Origin of the sequence: Vibrio viridaestus (assembly GCF_003856525.1) — a bacterium.
Classification (GTDB): Bacteria; Pseudomonadota; Gammaproteobacteria; order Enterobacterales; family Vibrionaceae; genus Vibrio; species Vibrio viridaestus.
This window is the reverse complement of the sequence record NZ_RJVQ01000001.1, coordinates 421,842-437,651: the sequence shown is the minus strand read 5'-3', so window position 1 is coordinate 437,651 and position 15,810 is coordinate 421,842. Positions and strand designations below refer to the sequence as shown.

Here is a 15,810-nt window from a genome sequence, read left to right as displayed (position 1 = left end):
ACATCAGAGCCTTTATTTAAACATTCAATTGTTCTTCTGTGACGACTTGATTTCTGCCCTGAGCTTTAGCTTGATACAACGCCATATCCGCACGTTTAAATATTGAAGCACTATTATCCAAATCCTGATAAGTAGCGACACCAATACTCACAGTGAATCCTGGTAGGTTTTCAATATCCAGATTTTGTACTGTACCGCGAATTTCCTCTGCGACTTTTTCTGTATAGGACACATCTTTCATTGGACAGATAATCGCAAACTCTTCTCCGCCAAGACGAAATATCATATCAACATCGCGAACACGGTTTGAAAGTGAGTGAGCCAGCACTTTCAAGACCTTATCTCCGGCTAAATGGCCATATTTATCATTTATCTTTTTAAAATAATCGATATCTAATAGCATTAGACCAAACGGGCAATCTCGCTGCGCAAGGCTAATGTGCATATTGATCTCTTCATCCCATTTGTGGCGGTTGAAAAGCCCAGTCAGTTTGTCTCGTGTTGCAAGGTAGAGCAGCTGCTTTTCTACCTGCTCTCTGGTGGCTATCTCTCGAGTTAATTTGGACATGAGAGTTTGTACATCAAACTCGAGTTCTTCTAGTTCATCTTTTGTTGTTTGAGGCTGAGGCTCGGTACTCAATTGAATGTCGCTATGCGTTTCAAGTTTTCTATCAAAAGATTTGATTTTAGTTTGAATGCTTTGAATTCGGGTCACGATGATCTGGATAATATACAGGGTAAGAAACAATCCCAGCACGAGCGCACTGGCGCCTAATACTGAATTAATGATGAAAAAGTTTTCTTCGTGCTGTTCTGTATAATAAGCGTCTTTAGTCGCGAGATTACCTAATAACGTGATGAGCTGTTTTTCTTCTGTTTCTAATTTATCAGCAAGGTTCTCGGTCAGTTTCAATTCAGTCTGACTCATACCATCCTGTTGGTAGATGTGGTCTAGATGTTGCTCATACTGCTCGCTTTGAATTCGATATATTTCAAGTTGATTTAGCACCGTTTGGTGATCTGCGGGATCCAATACAATTGAATCATTCTTCAGATTTGTTTCAAGTAAGTTGACCGCCTTATCAACCAGTTTTTTCAGTTTCTTCTTCTGAAAAACGAACTCCTGATGAGGCTTTAAATCTTGCTTCTGCCCCGATTGTTGCAGTTGATACTCTTCCAATTGGAGATGTTGTTCTAACTCAATGAACTCAATTTGAGTAATAATCTGGCTTAACGGTATATCCAGATAAGCCACTTCCTTCATATCTTGCTCGAGTTCATGAAGCTTATATGCTGAAAAGATAATGACGCAAAATAAGAAGCCAAGTAGGACGACAAACAAACCGCCTATTTTTTGTTTGATTGAGGCATGTTTTAGATTAAATAGCGTCATATTGGCCTGTGTATTTCATTGTTTTAGGTAAGGATTTTATTTTACCGAATGCTAAGGGTTTAAAACAATTAATATTTTTCTTAATAAGGTCTAATAGAATTCATTTTGCTGTAGGCCAATGAGTCAAATATCTTAGTTCATTCTTATGAATATTTTCCGTAGGGCATGAGCCATCGGTTCATACCCATGACGATCACCAAGAAAGGGTTCTCGTGTTCGTTTTAAAGAGTTCGGCCTCTATCGCATTGGGATTACTGACTTTGACCCCATCGAGTAGCTCTGATTTTTCAACATTGTAAAACTTCATGCAGCTAGGGCAGGCATAAATCACACCACCTGATTCAATGATATCTAATAGCATTCGTTGTTGATTCGTGTATTCAACATTGTTCTGCTTTGCTGCAACTAGAACACCTTTGTCGTTCAAAAACACGATGAGTGGATGACCGCGTTCCAGTTGGTTCTTACCAAACCCAATAGCCATCTCAGACCGATGGCTATCGTCACTGGTCATGTTAATAAATAATGGGTCAGCGTTTACCGCCGCGTAAGAGTAGCTGCAGACGAGTCCATAAATCGCCATACATATTGCGACCACGTATTTCAGACTTTTCATCATCATGATTCCCTTGTTGTTCGCATAGATCACTTAAAATATGGATTACAAAACTCCATTTGTGATTCTAAATAGTTAAAAAGATGAGATTTTTAGCATTAATGGTTTAAATAATAGAGTGATATATCGATATCAGGAATGCGATACGTTGCTAATGTTGAAGTTACTTCAGATCACACTTTAAACAGAATTATCACTTGATGAAGCTATTGTGCTAAAGACTCATTTTTATGTGCTAACGACCTTAATTTGACTGGTGCTAACCTTTTATTCGTACTGAAAACCGTAAAACAAACTAATTCGCAGTTGACTGGAATTACGTTGTTACGACTGAACGAAACTAAGGAACAGCCTGATGAAAATTACATTTGATACCAGTGCGTTTTGGGAAATTCAAGGCAGCAGAATACGCTCATCTATCCCTTTCGAAGAAGTGTATGAAAAAGTAGCGGAAGCTGGTTATGAGTATATCTCTCCTTATGATCTTTATTTCCCTGGTTATTGGAAACGACCTAAAGCGACAAATGAAGAAGCGTTATGGCATGCAAAAGAAATTGAAAAGAATGGCTTAAAAATCGCTTCTCTTACCACAGGTTTCCGTATTGCCGACCCCGATGAGTTCGTCCGAGAGTATGCTGTTGAATGTTGGAAACGCATGATCGAAATTGCTGATGTGATGGGGGTGAAGGTATTTAACTCAGAGCTTGGTGGCGACCGCAATCAGCCTGAACTTTGTGAAGCTAAGTTGATGCGCTCTCTCGACGAGATATTGCCGATCATGGAAAGCAAAGGAATGCGTTTGGATATGCAGGCCCATCCGAACGATTTTTATGAACGCAATGATGATACCTGCGATATCGTGCGTTGCTACGATAGCCCGGCATTTGGCTATCTTTTTGCTATCCCTCATACGTTTCATTATGACGAGGGTATTGGCGACGTCGAGTCGATGTTGAAATACGCCGGTAAGCATTTAAAACACATCATCGTTGCTGACACTTATAACTACAGCAAGTTATTCCGTTACAACGTCAATCCACCAGAGCTTTATTGGAGTGGACAGGTGCGTTGTCATGCTCATATCGGTGAAATTGGCGCTGGAGATATTCCATTCGACCGGATATTCGCCACATTGCGTGAAATGGGGTTCGGTGATCAACCCGACACGATCGCGACATTTAATCCACTTGGTTTCCCTGAAAGAGCAGTGGAAGACGGCATACAAGCCAAGTCGGTGCTTGAAAAAGAGCTACTCAACATTCGTTGATGATGATTTATTTACGATATCGAGGTATACACAATGAGTATCAGGTTTGCTAGTGCGCCCTGTTCATGGGGCGTCGAAGATCCAAATAATCCCTACATTCCTTCCTGGGAAAACGTTCTTGATGAAGTAGCTGAGGCTGGTTACAAAGGAATTGAATTAGGCCCTTATGGCTACTTTCCTCTTGATCCACCACTTGTCTCTGAATCGCTACGGAAAAGAGGCTTAAACATCATCGGAGGAACGTTGTTCGATGATTTTGTTTCCGAGAAAAACTTACCACAGCTGATAAAAAAAGCGGAGGACATATGCTCACTTATTTCTCAGTTACCTAAAGAAAAACTGGTAAATGGTGGTAAGTTTGCACCGCCATATTTGGTACTGATCGATATTATCAAACCAGAGCGCAGTCCTTATGCTGGAAATCCAGATAAGGCGCCTAGGCTAGATGATACACACTGGGCATCTTTGTTGACAAACATTGAATTTATATCGACGCTTGCCTGGACCAAATATGGGGTTCGCGCGGTCTTGCATCCACACGCTGGTGGGTATATTGAATTTGCAGATGAAATCGATAGATTTCTAGACAATTCAAGCTATGAAACGACGGGACTTTGTTTGGATGCGGGTCACCTTTACTACTCACGAATGGATCCTGCCCAGTGGCTTAAAGACAAATACGATCGAATAGATTTTATTCACTTTAAAGATATTGATAGGGCGGTTTATGATCGCGCGATTACGGAAGAAATGGACTTCTTCAAAGCTTGCGAGAATAAGGTTATGTGTCCTATCGGCAAAGGAGCAGTTGATTATGGTGCGATAATAAAGACGCTATCTGAATTGGGCTACAACGGCTGGATAACACTAGAGCAAGAACGAGATCCTCGTGAACATCACAAAACGCTGAATGATATAAAAGAGAGTCTGACTTACTTGCATGAAGTGGGGTTTAATTAGAGCGTAACCCTCGGTCGAAGCTAAGTGATTGCGGTGTGACACCGCAATCATAGTGGATTAGTGTCGGTGGCCCTCAGTGTAATACCATTCTTCTTCATATGTTACTTTTTCACGCTTTTCCCAGTGACCCGGTGGTTTACCTTTCCCATTATGTTTCCACTTAGCGCGGTGTTTCCACTCAGGGCCTCTCGGACCATCATGGTAATGGTACTCGTCGTAATGGCGAGCTGGTTCATGATAGTGTCTCTGTGGACCACAATCTCCGCTGCCAATACTAAGCCCATCCACTTTCACTTCAAGGCATTTGGTTTCAATCGAAATAGTGTCTGCCTGAGCAATACCAATAGGCAAACCAATAATAGCCGCGATCAGCCATTTTCTTAACATAAGATAGTCCTGCTGTTCTCCATCTCAAAGCATTAGATATTTGGATGGAATGAGGCGCAAGTTATGGGGCAGGTTTATGACTTAACTTTTACTGGGTATCAACGTATCGTTTGAATAAGTGGAGAAATGAAAAATAGATGTCAGTCGTTTGATGAGAAAACAGCCAGACGACGCTGGCTGTTTAAAGTATGTTATGACAAGAAAATGTCTAAGCTATTTTGGGCATTCCCGTAATATAGCCCACCGTTGAACCGTATCGATCTTTGTAATTAGCTCGGATAAAGGGATCGAGTGTTTCTTTAACCTTGTCATGTAATGGACTTTCCCAGTCGCCGGGATGTTGCGAGTTGCTCATAATGTATGTCCAGCCGTTAATCTCATCGACAGCATGTAAACCGGTAGATTCAGCACCCGCAGGGCAGGAGAGAATTCGCGCAAGATCACCGGTATCGACATTATATGCCCAGAGGAAATTATTGACGTGGTTACCACTATCTTCACCGATAAAGAGTGTTCTCAATTTTTCAGAAAACTTGATGTTGTCAGGGTTAGCGATACGATCGGCATGTGCTGTGTTACCCAGAGCATCTGGTTGAGCTAAGTCTTCACCGATTAAGTTATATGGGACTTCCATGTGTGTAGAAACCCATTCACTATCAATATTGGCGCCGTTGTTGTCCTTTTGACCGCCTTTTAAGGTGTGTTCAAAAACAGCGCCTGCTTTTGGTCCCTCTACATGGATATCCGTTGTACCGTCTGTCATACTTTTATAGATATATGACATGGCGGAGTACGCTTTCTTGTCAGCGATATTAACGGTTGTACCTTCCATTTTGGTGAAACCAAGAGATCCGCCTGCCAGCGCGGCGTAGCGATGTGTTTCTAGGAAGGCCGCGGCTTTTTCTTTCCCAGGTTTGAGTTTAACCCAGTTGTCTTTTCCGCTATAACGTATGTGAGTAAAGCTGCTGTCTTTCGGATCCTTAGTTCGAATATCCATGATATCCGTGGCTTTGATTCCGCTGTCGATTAGCTTTTTGATTTCATCGCTAGTGGCGTGTCCCAGTTTTATCCAACTGATGTCCCCCGCACCGGCACCTTTGCCCGATGTCTGAGTCCACTTCGCGACGTAAAGAGTACCAGAAGAAAGGTTACGCTTTTTATCGGCGATAAACATAAATAGCCCGCCGTTCGTCGCATCGTCACCCATGATGACTGTTCGTTCGTCTGGCATCACCTGAACAAGCTCGTGCGAAATACGTCCCATGCAGTAATGTTTTTCAATACTACCCGTTCCATCTTTATGGACCGTCACTTCTGGTAGATGTCCGTAGTTGTATGGATTGGCTCTGTTTTTATCACCGAATAAATGCTGACTAAAGCTTTTGAATTCAGCATTGTCCAGATCAGATGCATCTGGCTCATATTCTTCGCTAGATAGGTGCGTTCCCCATGGCGACAGACTTGCACCACAGGTAATCCAAAGTCCTTCAACGCCTGATGTGTCAACGTTATGGTATTTAACCAGCTTTAATGCTCCCGTTGCCGGGTTTTGATCCAAGGTTAATACCGCAATTGGCGAAGGAAGCTGACCGTACATATCTTCGTCAGCACCATTGCGACTGGTATATTCAAATTGAACAACCGCAAAAACAGGGTTGCCGTACACACCGTCTACTTTCGCATTTTCAACCATTAGAAGACTTGAACCATCTGGACAGTCGGAGAAAAACTGACGGTTTCCAGCCGTTGGGTCCAGAATTGGCTTGTTGTTGATATCATAGTATCCGCCTGCAATAACAGTTTTACCCATACCATCAGAAACATGATCGCCAGTAATAAAAAACGGTTCATATGCAAGCCTGACTTCTCTGCTGCTTCCATCTTTGAACTTGAGTTGCAGTGCCGAGCCAATCGTGGTTGTCGACATTGCTGCTGGATTGTCCAGAGTCGGAGCATCCATGGGTAAGAAGCGAATAAATTCGAGTTCTGAATTTGAGTCAGCTAAAGCAAGAGAGCTAAATCCTGCTCCCATTAGGCCTCCGGCGAGAGGTAGCATTGGCGCTCCAGCAAGAAAACGAAGCATACGACGGCGGCTGGAATCGATAGATTGAGAAGAGTGAGACATTTTTGTTTTCCTAGTACAAAGACTGACAAAGTATCTTAATGACGCGCTAAACCGAGCTATCCATTTCGGTTTTCTGGCACGTAACTAAATCCAACAAAAATGTAACAATGGAATATGACGTTCTGCTTACGCTCGTGTGACGAATTTATGTAAGCGTAAGCAGAACGAGGAGGAGCGAAGGAGAGATTAATTATTGTTGAAAGTCTACCCAGACTGCGCCTTTGTCGGCTGACTCAATACAGGTATTCACAAATTTGACTCCCATCGCTCCGTCTTTCACTCCCGGATACCATAAAGAATTAAGTGTTGCCTGATCGTCTTTGTCGGTTGCGTCCATCGCGATAGCAAAACGTCGGTACAGGTTAGCCCATGATTCAAATAGACCCTCTGCGTGTCCACCGCCGATTCGGTCATCAACCAGAGCATTATCGTAAAGATAGTCTGCGCCTCTTTCGAGTAATTGAACGGGTTTACCAGCAACTTCATATTTTAATTGGTTGGGCTGTTCATCCCACCATTCAATGCTGGCTTTTTCGCCAATGACTCTAATGATATGGCCATGTTGCGCACCGCAGTTGATACCGCTAGCCCAAAGTGATGCGAATATACCATCGTTACACTTCATCATCACTTCAGCATTGTCTTCTAGCTGGCGGCCTTCAACAAATGCTTGGGCAGCACATAACAATTTTTCGACTTTAAAATTAGGAACGATAGTTTCGCCTAAAAAGAAAACATGTGTGCCAACGTCACCCAAGATAAAGCTCGGTCCCGCAAATTTAGGATCCAACCGCCATTTGGCTCCTGGGATATCCTTTTCGATCGCTGTGTTGAAACCACCGTGTGCAAATTGCATTTTAACGAGTCTGACTTTACCTAAATCGCCATTAACGATCATTTCTCGCGCCTGATGAATCATTTGATGGCCTGAATAACCATAAGTAACACCTACGATACGGTTTTTACTTTGGGCCAATTCAACCAGTTCATCCGCTTGTTCATTGCTAAAGCATAGTGGTTTCTCGCAAACCACATGAAGGCCTGCATTCAAGGCTGCTTTACATATTTCATAGTGAGTACCATTTGGTGTGGCGATTGAAACAGCTTCTATACCGTCTGGACGCTTTGCTTCAGCAGCAAACATGCTTTGGTAGTCTGGGTAGCATCGATCTTCATCTACACCAAGCATGGTTCCGAATTCTTTGCCTCTTTCAGCATTAATATCGAATGCACCAGCGATCAATTGAAACATGTTATCGCGAGAAGCGGCAGAACGGTGCATGTAACCGATATTGCTGCCTTTACCTCCTCCAACCATAGCCCAACGAATTGGATGAGTTGTTACTTTTTCTCCATTTATCATTATCTTACTCCAAGAAATTAAAACCTAATCAGATGACTTTCTTGATTCTCTGATAAAAGCTGTTGATATTTCCTATCAACTAAAGACATCAATCAAACTTAAATTAAGCTTTCCTCACTATCAAAAAAAGAACAAAACGTAATTTCACTAGCACAAAACAACGATCAATAATTCTTAATTAATTTTTTGTGATTAAAGTAATATTTTTAATGGCACATAAATGAGTTTTTCTGAATTAAATATAAGTTTAAAACTAAAAATAATATTAAAATTATCTAGAGTTGATATTTAACTGACCAATAACGTGAATAAAGAGATAAATAATGGATTATTTTCAAAAAAATCGAAATGTTATCAATATATTCGAAGTTGAACGTGTCGTATGCTCGCAGAAAGTAGAAATGCATTCCCATAATTACTATGAACTTTTTTTGGTAGAGAAGGGGTCATGTACTCATGAGTTTAATAACAGTAAAGCTCTCTTAGTTCCAGGAGACTGTTTTCTTCTTCCTGCAAATAGGGCACATGGTTTTACGATTCATAGTGTCTCATCGATTTTTAACTGCCAGTTTTTCCTTGAAGAGCTAAGTGATGAAATAGCTTCTATGGTGATTGACCTCGAAGATATGCTTCCTAAAGATATAGCAACACCTGTCAATCTGGACTTTGATATCAATGATCAGGGTATTATTCATCTTGAGCCACATGAGATGAGCTTCCTTATCACGATGCTTTACAATATGTTGGAAGAGCAAGATAAGGGATATGAGAATTATGCGTTGATGAAGACTAAGTATCTGGAAATTCTCATCTTGATGATCAAAAGAAAAATGAAAGCTCAATATGAAAGCTACATCTATCAACTGGAAAAGAACGATAACCTTATCTTTAAGATACTGAATTCAATAGAGATGAATTTGGATGGTGACATTGATTTTCAAGCCATTGCCCAGAAACACAATATTAGCCTCAATCATTTCAGAAGAATTTTTAAAGAAACGACAGGATTGACGCCTGTAGATTATCTGAATCGACTGCGGATTACCCGAGCCAGTCACATGTTGGTATCGACAGATAAAATGATTAGTGAAATTGCTTTAGAAGTGGGGTTATACGACTACAACTATTTTTCTCGCTTATTTAAGAAGTATGTTGGCTGTTCTCCTCGTTTGTATTCTAAGTCTGCAAGAAAGTTAGCCTAAGAGAAATACGTAATGGCCAGTGAACTTCGCAGTTCACTGGCCATTTTTATCAACTACTGAACGACTTTAGCTGCATGATGGTCTTTTCTTGACGCATTATGCTTTAGGACTAGGTCTTCCATTTCTTCCAATGGAATTCCCTTTGTTTCAGGAACATAAGCTTTTACAAACCACCATGATATAGCTCCGCCTACTGCGAACACAAGCAGTGGGAAGCCACCGTGGAATCGGTCTACTAACCAAGAACTTTCATTAAGCATTGGGAATGTTTGGCTGATAACGAAGCTTGAAATCCACATTGCTGAAATTGAGAAGCCAGTGCCGACCGCTCTTAAATGGTTCGGGAATATTTCGGAGATAACGGCCCAGATAACCTGTGCCCAGGTGATACCGAATATGAACATGAAACCAAGTAGGCCAATAACAGATGCGAAGCCTTTGACACCCATAAAGAAGGTAACAAATGTGATCAACAAGCAGATTGCAGTACCGACAGAACCCCATAACAACAGTGGACGACGACCCAGGGTGTCGATAAGTTGTAGACCTACGATAACGCCTGCGAACTGTAAACCGACCAAGAAGATAGACATAAACATCGCTTCTTGTACGGAATCCGTTACATTCATGAGCAGTGTAGGGCCAAAGTACTGGATTACATTGATACCAGTTAGTTGGTTAAAGGTGGCAAGACCTACACCAATGACCAAAAAGATAACAGTACGTTTAGTAAATTTAACTTTCTCTTTTGGTTGATTCTCTTCTTGAATAGTGGAGCGTACAGATTCTTTAATCTGTTTTAATAACTCTAAAGCATGAGATTCATTAGAGATACGAGTGAGTGTTTTTAATGCTGATTCATCGCGATTTTTCATCACGTTCCAGCGTGGAGATTCTGGGATAAATCCAATCAATAGAAGGAAGAGCACACATGGGATAAGTTCAGAACCAAGCATCCAACGCCATCCCATATCTGCGAGCCAAAGGTCAGTTGCGCCGCGAGCAATTAAATAATTTGAAATAAGAACGAGGAGTTGCCCGCCGACCAAGCATACCAGATTCATGGTCGAAGCACGGCCACGCATATCTTTTGGTGCAACTTCCGCAATATAGACGGGAGAGACAACACATGCGGTACCGATAGCAAGTCCACCTATCATACGGAAAATGACAAAGACGGTGAAATCCGTTGCGATTGCAGAGCCCAGCGCCGATACAGCAAACAGTAGAGCTGTTATAATGAGGGCAATTTTTCGACCATATTTATCTGCGAGACTACCCGCGGTGAAGCAGCCGATAATACAGCCGATAATGACGTTTGATACTGCCCAACCTTTTTCAGACGCAGTGAGTTGGTAGTGTTGACTCAGTGGCTCGATAGCACCTGATATTACCGAAGAGTCAAATCCTAGCAACAATCCTCCAAAAGCAGCAACTAGGCATACGTATAGTACATACGCCACGTTGTGCTCAGACTTGGTAGTAGACATTGAGTGCTCCTTATATTTCACATAATTGCATTAGTTATTATTTTCGAAAACGATATTTATGGCATCGAGCCATATTTATCTATCTAATAAATAGGTTATGTAGAGATATAGAGAGCCGATAGAACAATAAAATTACGAATTAGCACAAAACAAGCTTATTTAATTGTTATTGCAATATTAGAGATCTTGATCAGATAATATTTTATAGGAAATAATAAAAATTGAGACTTACATTAAATTGAAATGTTTTTTATTTTTGAAGTAAATAATATTTCATTTAATTTAAAATTTATGCGAGTTTTTAATTTGGAAACTATCATGAAAATGATAGATCTTTGAAAGAGAGTTAAATTTATTTTGATAGAAACATCTAACGTGAATTTGGATTTTCAGGTTTAAAAAAACCGGCTTCAGCCGGTTTTCATTTAATTCTTTTGTTCGGACAGAGTCTTCATCTGCTTCTGTTCTTTTTTAAGCTCATCCTCTAACTTCTGATAGTCCTTATTGGGAGCACTATTCTGATCTTTGGACAACGATTTTACACATTCCTTTTGTCCAGTTTTGCAGTCAGTTACAGCCGATTGTGATTGTTTCATCTGATGAGGAACATCAGTACTAGCCAACGCGTTATTTATCCCTATGCCCCAAAATGTGAGCAGTACAGCCAGAGCAGCAAAGGGAACGATTTGTTTTATTCTTATCATGTTCTTACTGTTTCTTCTGTAACCAAAAGTACAGATTCATAGTAAAGTGAAGAAAAATGATGATCGTGAGCTGAATGAATGAGTTATGTGAATTTTATGTCAGTATTATTTTTAAGTCGTTGAACATTTGGAGTGAATTTTTGTTTACTTCAGCGGTCAAAACCTTCAATACTCTTCAACAGCTCAATTCAAAAAGCGGGGTGGGTAAGTGAGTTGCCTGCCACTGGAAGTGTCATTTTAAAAATCATAAGAAAAGTCTCTGAGTGCAGTTTGGTTTTCTACGCACAGTCAGAAAAGAGGTATACATAGTGTTCGATTCATTTTTTCCAAAACCTAAGCTGTTTTTTCTCAGCTTCGCGTTGTTCTCATTAGCTTGTGTCATTTCCTGGTATATCTTTGTTCAGGACTTGGGACCTCATCTCAGTCTTGCTTCTGCGTTTGGGGTTGAGTATCCCGCTGCTTTAGGTGAAAAAGCGTCTCAAGCGGCTAAAATGCAGTTTCAGGAAGCACAAACTAATGCCAATAATTACTGGCTTTACCAATATATGTTCGTTTGTTACGCCATTTTTGTGGGTCTATGGATGAAGTTTGGCGGTCAGAAATGGGCAAAATGGTCCGTTATGGGATCGGCATTGATCGTTTTTATTACGTGGTTCCAGGTAGAAGTCAGTGTGATGCTGAATGAATGGTACGGAGATTTTTATAATCTGATTCAAAAAGCGCTATCGGCTCCCAATAGCATTACGCTTACCGAGTTTTATTCTGAGCTATCAACGGTTATGGTCATTCTTATGGTGGCAATCACCGTGGCGGTGTGTAACGCATTCTTTGTCAGCCATTATGTGTTTCGCTGGCGTACGGCAATGACTGATTACTATACCTCTAAATGGCAGCATGTGCGCCACATAGAAGGGGCTTCACAGCGTATTCAAGAAGATACGATGCGCTTTGCGTCCATCATGGAAAGTTTAGGTGTGAGCTTTCTTAATTCGATTATGACGCTGATAGCGTTCCTGCCGATTCTATGGGGATTATCGGGTTATGTTAAAGAATTACCCATTGTCGGAGAAGTCCCCCAAGCCCTAGTCTTTGTTGCCATTCTATGGTCTATTTTCGGTACCATCCTGCTCGCGATGGCTGGTGTGAAACTGCCTGGATTAGAGTTCAAAAACCAAAAAGTAGAGGCCGCATATCGTAAAGAATTGGTCTATGGCGAAGACCATGAGGATCGCGCTCAACCTATTACGTTAAACCAGCTTTTCAGCAATGTAAGACATAATTACTTCAGGTTGTATCTGCACTATGTGTATTTCAATGTCGTACGTTATGGGTATCTGCAGTTTGGACAGTTTATTCCTATAATCGCTTTGGCCCCATCGATTGTTGCTGGTGTATTTACCCTAGGTGTTATGCAGCGAATCCTAAATGCGTTCAGTCAGGTAGAAAGCTCATTTCAGTACTTAGTTAACTCGTGGACGACGATTGTTGAACTGTTATCTATTTATAAACGTTTGAAAGCATTTGAGCACGCTGTTGATAACGGACCTGATGGTGTCGCCTTAGAAGAAGCGTATCAAAACGATTAGCCCTTTTTTGATAAAACCACTTGCATAAATTGCGTACCGCAACTAAATTTGTTGCGGTGCGCAATTTTTTTGGGTGAATTATGCAGGATTCAATATTACGTCAATACTCTAGGCAGTTAGTTCGACTGTTGGGAATGCTTGATCAAACATGTGGCGAGGTTGATTTAACGCCCGTTCAAGCTCACGCTTTGGGAGAAATTAAGTTATTACCGATGTCAGTCAATCAGTTGGCTGAGCAACTGCTAGTCGATAAGTCTAATGCAAGTCGTACTGTGAAACGTCTAGAAAACCTTGGGTTAGTCCAATTAGATGTGCATTGTGGTGATAAGCGCAGACAAATTATCTCAGTGACTGCAAAGGGGGAGACCGTTTTGCATCAGTTAGACTGTCAGCAAAGCGCTTTTTTCTCTTCTGTCCTCGCAACATTATCAGAAAACGAGGCCGACGAAATAAGGGCTGGGTGTGAGAATCTGATTAAGGGTCTGGTCAAGGCATGTCAGCATGACAGGTTTGTGATCCGTCCGCTTTGTAAAACCGATAATCCTTATATCGCTCAAGTAATCAGAGATGTTTCAGCCGAATATGGGCTGACAGCAGACAAAGGATATGGCGTTGCCGATCCGACGTTAGATGATATGTATGGAGTATACAGTCAACCTAATTGCGGTTACTGGGTCGTTGAATTGGCCGGAAAGATCATTGGCGGTGGAGGATTTGCGCCTCTAAAAGGTCGGCCCGACGTTTGCGAGCTGCAAAAAATGTACTTTTTACCGAGTTGTCGAGGTCAGGGATTAGCAAAACGAATTATCAATATGGTAGAGCAGCATGCAGTACAACTTGGATTCACAACAGGTTATCTGGAAACAACCGCATGTCTAAAGGAAGCGATTTCTTTGTATGAGAAACTTGGCTATCGTCCGTTATCAGGACCGCTTGGCAATACAGGACATGATGCATGTGAGGTTGTAATGGCTAAAGATCTGATCAATTAGTTTAAAAGACTGACTTATTTGCAATCATCAGCTAAATTTTTACTAAGAAAATAATAACAATTGAAGGGAGTATGACTCCCGTTGCGTAGTGAGAAGATAGTATGAAAATTAGTACTAAGTTGTATGCGTGTATTGCTGCACTAATCGTTTTAGTGATTGCGAGCTCTATGTTGAGTCGTTCTGGTGTTAATCGTTTGGTTTCTGCACTCGAATTCGTTACTGGCCCCGCTTGGTCAACCGCGGACGGTGCGATGGAAGGCACTATTGGATTGCAAGAGCAAGTTATCTATCTCCAGAGATTTGCAGCTGGAGAAATTGATCAAACTAAAGCCAAACAGCTTCTTCAAGATGCCGAAGCCTTAGTTGATGAGTCCTTTGCTCGCCTAAAAGCGGCGGGCTTAATTGAATCTGCTCAGACTAGCAAGCTAGATAGCTATGTCAGTCAATTTGAGCAAGCTAAACGTGGTTTGCTGCAAAGTACGCCGGAATCCCGCTCCCAGTCTTTGGTTTCTCTGCTCAATATCGTGGATGAAATGCATCAGTTTATTTCTGAATTAGAAGAGGCTGGAGATGCTAAGGTAGAAAAAACGGCTGAAGAGCTTGAGACAACTATAGCGACCATTAAAACCTCTGGCGTTTTCATCATCGTCATATCCATCATTGTTGCCATCGTTGTTCTGTGGGTCATTCAAAGCTTTATTGTCAAACCGCTTCATATCATGATTGATAGAATTGCTGAACTGGGTAGCTCGAGCGGGAATTTGAACAAGACCCTTGATGTGAAGAGCTCAGATGAAATGGGAGAATTGGCAAAGCACATTAATCAATTCATTAACGTGGTATATGGGGTCGTTTCTCAGGTATCTAATACCATTCATAAAACTACGAGTCTTGCTGATCGAATCGGTGAAAACATGCAGCAGATAGATGCGCGAGCGAGAGAGCAAAATACTGATACTGAACAGGTCGCTACGTCCATACATGAAATGTCGGCTTCCCTAAATGAAGTGGCAACTTCTGCACAAAAAACTCAACAAAGTTCATCGGACGTACAGAATCGTTCACTTTCAGGACAAAAGACACTGAACAGTACGATGAATTCATTACATTCGGTCGTTGCATCGATGGAGGAGGCGTCTTCGGTTGTGAGCACTCTGGAGCAGGATGGGCAAAATATAGGATCGGTATTGGAAGTGATCCGAGGGATCGCAGAGCAAACCAACTTGTTGGCATTGAATGCGGCCATTGAAGCCGCTAGGGCAGGGGAATCGGGTCGAGGATTCGCTGTCGTTGCCGATGAAGTTCGTAACCTTGCTAACCGAACTCATCAATCAACTATCGAAATTCAAACGGTAGTTGAACGTATTCAGAAAGGTTCCAGTGATGCGGCTAAAGCTATGCGCGACTCAAAAGACCAAACTGAAAAAGTCTCACAACAAGCAGGAGACGCCATTAGCCTATTTGATGAGATTATCGCTTCGATCGTCAGTTTTAACGACTTGAATCATCAAATAACGGCAGCAACAGAACAGCAAAGTTATGTTGCTGATGACCTCAATACTCGTGTCGGTAACATTTCTGAAGTCGCAAAAGTAAACACTCAGCTCACAAAAGAGAGTGTTGAAGTTAAGGATAAATTATTAATGGAGCTGAAAGAACTGCGAGGGCAAATCCAGCGCTTTGGCGTTTGATATCGATAATTCAGGATAGTAATTATTCATTTTA

13 protein-coding genes are annotated in these 15,810 nt (G+C 41.5%); 6 read left to right on the top strand and 7 right to left on the bottom strand.

Annotated features, from left to right (window positions below; all coding sequences use genetic code 11):
* Positions 1-16 precede the first annotated feature (16 nt).
* Positions 17-1,393: a GGDEF domain-containing protein gene (locus EES38_RS02030; RefSeq protein ID WP_124935494.1), complete on the bottom strand. Its 1,377-nt coding sequence runs from the start codon at positions 1,391-1,393 to the stop codon at positions 17-19.
* A gap of 193 nt (positions 1,394-1,586) precedes the next feature.
* Positions 1,587-2,012 carry a DsrE family protein gene (locus tag EES38_RS02025; RefSeq protein ID WP_208020385.1) on the bottom strand — a complete coding sequence of 142 codons (426 nt, stop codon included), beginning with the start codon at positions 2,010-2,012 and terminating at the stop codon, positions 1,587-1,589.
* A gap of 352 nt (positions 2,013-2,364) precedes the next feature.
* Between EES38_RS02025 and EES38_RS02020 the strand changes: the two genes are divergently transcribed.
* Positions 2,365-3,276, top strand: coding sequence for a sugar phosphate isomerase/epimerase family protein (locus EES38_RS02020; RefSeq protein ID WP_124935492.1), 912 nt, complete (start codon positions 2,365-2,367; stop codon positions 3,274-3,276).
* Positions 3,277-3,309: 33 nt separating this feature from the next.
* Positions 3,310-4,236, top strand: coding sequence for a sugar phosphate isomerase/epimerase family protein (locus EES38_RS02015; RefSeq protein ID WP_124935491.1), 927 nt, complete (start codon positions 3,310-3,312; stop codon positions 4,234-4,236).
* Between the two features lie 57 nt (positions 4,237-4,293).
* Here the strand turns inward: EES38_RS02015 and EES38_RS02010 are convergent, their stop codons facing one another.
* The 3 genes from EES38_RS02010 to EES38_RS02000 form a co-directional block, all read right to left on the bottom strand.
* Positions 4,294-4,623: a hypothetical protein gene (locus EES38_RS02010; RefSeq protein ID WP_243694131.1), complete on the bottom strand. Its 330-nt coding sequence runs from the start codon at positions 4,621-4,623 to the stop codon at positions 4,294-4,296.
* A gap of 208 nt (positions 4,624-4,831) precedes the next feature.
* Positions 4,832-6,748, bottom strand: a complete 1,917-nt coding sequence (locus EES38_RS02005) for a PhoX family protein (RefSeq protein WP_124935490.1) — start codon at positions 6,746-6,748, stop codon at positions 4,832-4,834.
* A 190-nt stretch (positions 6,749-6,938) separates the two neighbouring features.
* Positions 6,939-8,111, bottom strand: a complete 1,173-nt coding sequence (locus EES38_RS02000) for a Gfo/Idh/MocA family protein (RefSeq protein ID WP_124935489.1) — start codon at positions 8,109-8,111, stop codon at positions 6,939-6,941.
* A 323-nt stretch (positions 8,112-8,434) separates the two neighbouring features.
* Here EES38_RS02000 and EES38_RS01995 point away from each other — a divergent pair, with 323 nt between their 5' ends.
* Complete coding sequence (locus EES38_RS01995) at positions 8,435-9,313, top strand: AraC family transcriptional regulator (protein WP_124935488.1); 879 nt, start codon at positions 8,435-8,437, stop codon at positions 9,311-9,313.
* A 53-nt stretch (positions 9,314-9,366) separates the two neighbouring features.
* On the opposite strand, the gene EES38_RS01990 is transcribed toward EES38_RS01995, so the two are convergent.
* Positions 9,367-10,803 carry a sugar porter family MFS transporter gene (locus tag EES38_RS01990; RefSeq protein WP_124935487.1) on the bottom strand — a complete coding sequence of 479 codons (1,437 nt, stop codon included), beginning with the start codon at positions 10,801-10,803 and terminating at the stop codon, positions 9,367-9,369.
* A gap of 425 nt (positions 10,804-11,228) precedes the next feature.
* Positions 11,229-11,507, bottom strand: a complete 279-nt coding sequence (locus tag EES38_RS01985) for a hypothetical protein (protein WP_124935486.1) — start codon at positions 11,505-11,507, stop codon at positions 11,229-11,231.
* A gap of 308 nt (positions 11,508-11,815) precedes the next feature.
* Between EES38_RS01985 and sbmA the strand changes: the two genes are divergently transcribed.
* The 3 genes from sbmA to EES38_RS01970 all read left to right on the top strand — a co-directional run bounded on the left by sbmA (position 11,816) and on the right by EES38_RS01970 (position 15,776).
* Positions 11,816-13,093 carry a peptide antibiotic transporter SbmA gene (gene sbmA / locus EES38_RS01980; protein ID WP_124935485.1) on the top strand — a complete coding sequence of 426 codons (1,278 nt, stop codon included), beginning with the start codon at positions 11,816-11,818 and terminating at the stop codon, positions 13,091-13,093.
* Between the two features lie 80 nt (positions 13,094-13,173).
* Positions 13,174-14,085: a bifunctional helix-turn-helix transcriptional regulator/GNAT family N-acetyltransferase gene (locus EES38_RS01975; protein WP_243694130.1), complete on the top strand. Its 912-nt coding sequence runs from the start codon at positions 13,174-13,176 to the stop codon at positions 14,083-14,085.
* Between the two features lie 101 nt (positions 14,086-14,186).
* Positions 14,187-15,776: a methyl-accepting chemotaxis protein gene (locus EES38_RS01970; protein ID WP_124935484.1), complete on the top strand. Its 1,590-nt coding sequence runs from the start codon at positions 14,187-14,189 to the stop codon at positions 15,774-15,776.
* The last annotated feature ends 34 nt before the right edge of the window (positions 15,777-15,810 follow it).

Bases quoted from the DNA above. Each gene is read 5' to 3' on its own strand.
- EES38_RS02030 (WP_124935494.1), bottom strand. From the start codon at position 1,393: ATGACGCTATTTAATCTAAAACATGCCTCAATCAAACAAAAAATAGGC.
- EES38_RS02025 (WP_208020385.1), bottom strand. From the start codon at position 2,012: ATGATGAAAAGTCTGAAATACGTGGTCGCAATATGTATGGCGATTTAT.
- EES38_RS02020 (WP_124935492.1), top strand. From the start codon at position 2,365: ATGAAAATTACATTTGATACCAGTGCGTTTTGGGAAATTCAAGGCAGC.
- EES38_RS02015 (WP_124935491.1), top strand. From the start codon at position 3,310: ATGAGTATCAGGTTTGCTAGTGCGCCCTGTTCATGGGGCGTCGAAGAT.
- EES38_RS02010 (WP_243694131.1), bottom strand. From the start codon at position 4,623: ATGTTAAGAAAATGGCTGATCGCGGCTATTATTGGTTTGCCTATTGGT.
- EES38_RS02005 (WP_124935490.1), bottom strand. From the start codon at position 6,748: ATGTCTCACTCTTCTCAATCTATCGATTCCAGCCGCCGTCGTATGCTT.
- EES38_RS02000 (WP_124935489.1), bottom strand. From the start codon at position 8,111: ATGATAAATGGAGAAAAAGTAACAACTCATCCAATTCGTTGGGCTATG.
- EES38_RS01995 (WP_124935488.1), top strand. From the start codon at position 8,435: ATGGATTATTTTCAAAAAAATCGAAATGTTATCAATATATTCGAAGTT.
- EES38_RS01990 (WP_124935487.1), bottom strand. From the start codon at position 10,803: ATGTCTACTACCAAGTCTGAGCACAACGTGGCGTATGTACTATACGTA.
- EES38_RS01985 (WP_124935486.1), bottom strand. From the start codon at position 11,507: ATGATAAGAATAAAACAAATCGTTCCCTTTGCTGCTCTGGCTGTACTG.
- EES38_RS01975 (WP_243694130.1), top strand. From the start codon at position 13,174: ATGCAGGATTCAATATTACGTCAATACTCTAGGCAGTTAGTTCGACTG.
- EES38_RS01970 (WP_124935484.1), top strand. From the start codon at position 14,187: ATGAAAATTAGTACTAAGTTGTATGCGTGTATTGCTGCACTAATCGTT.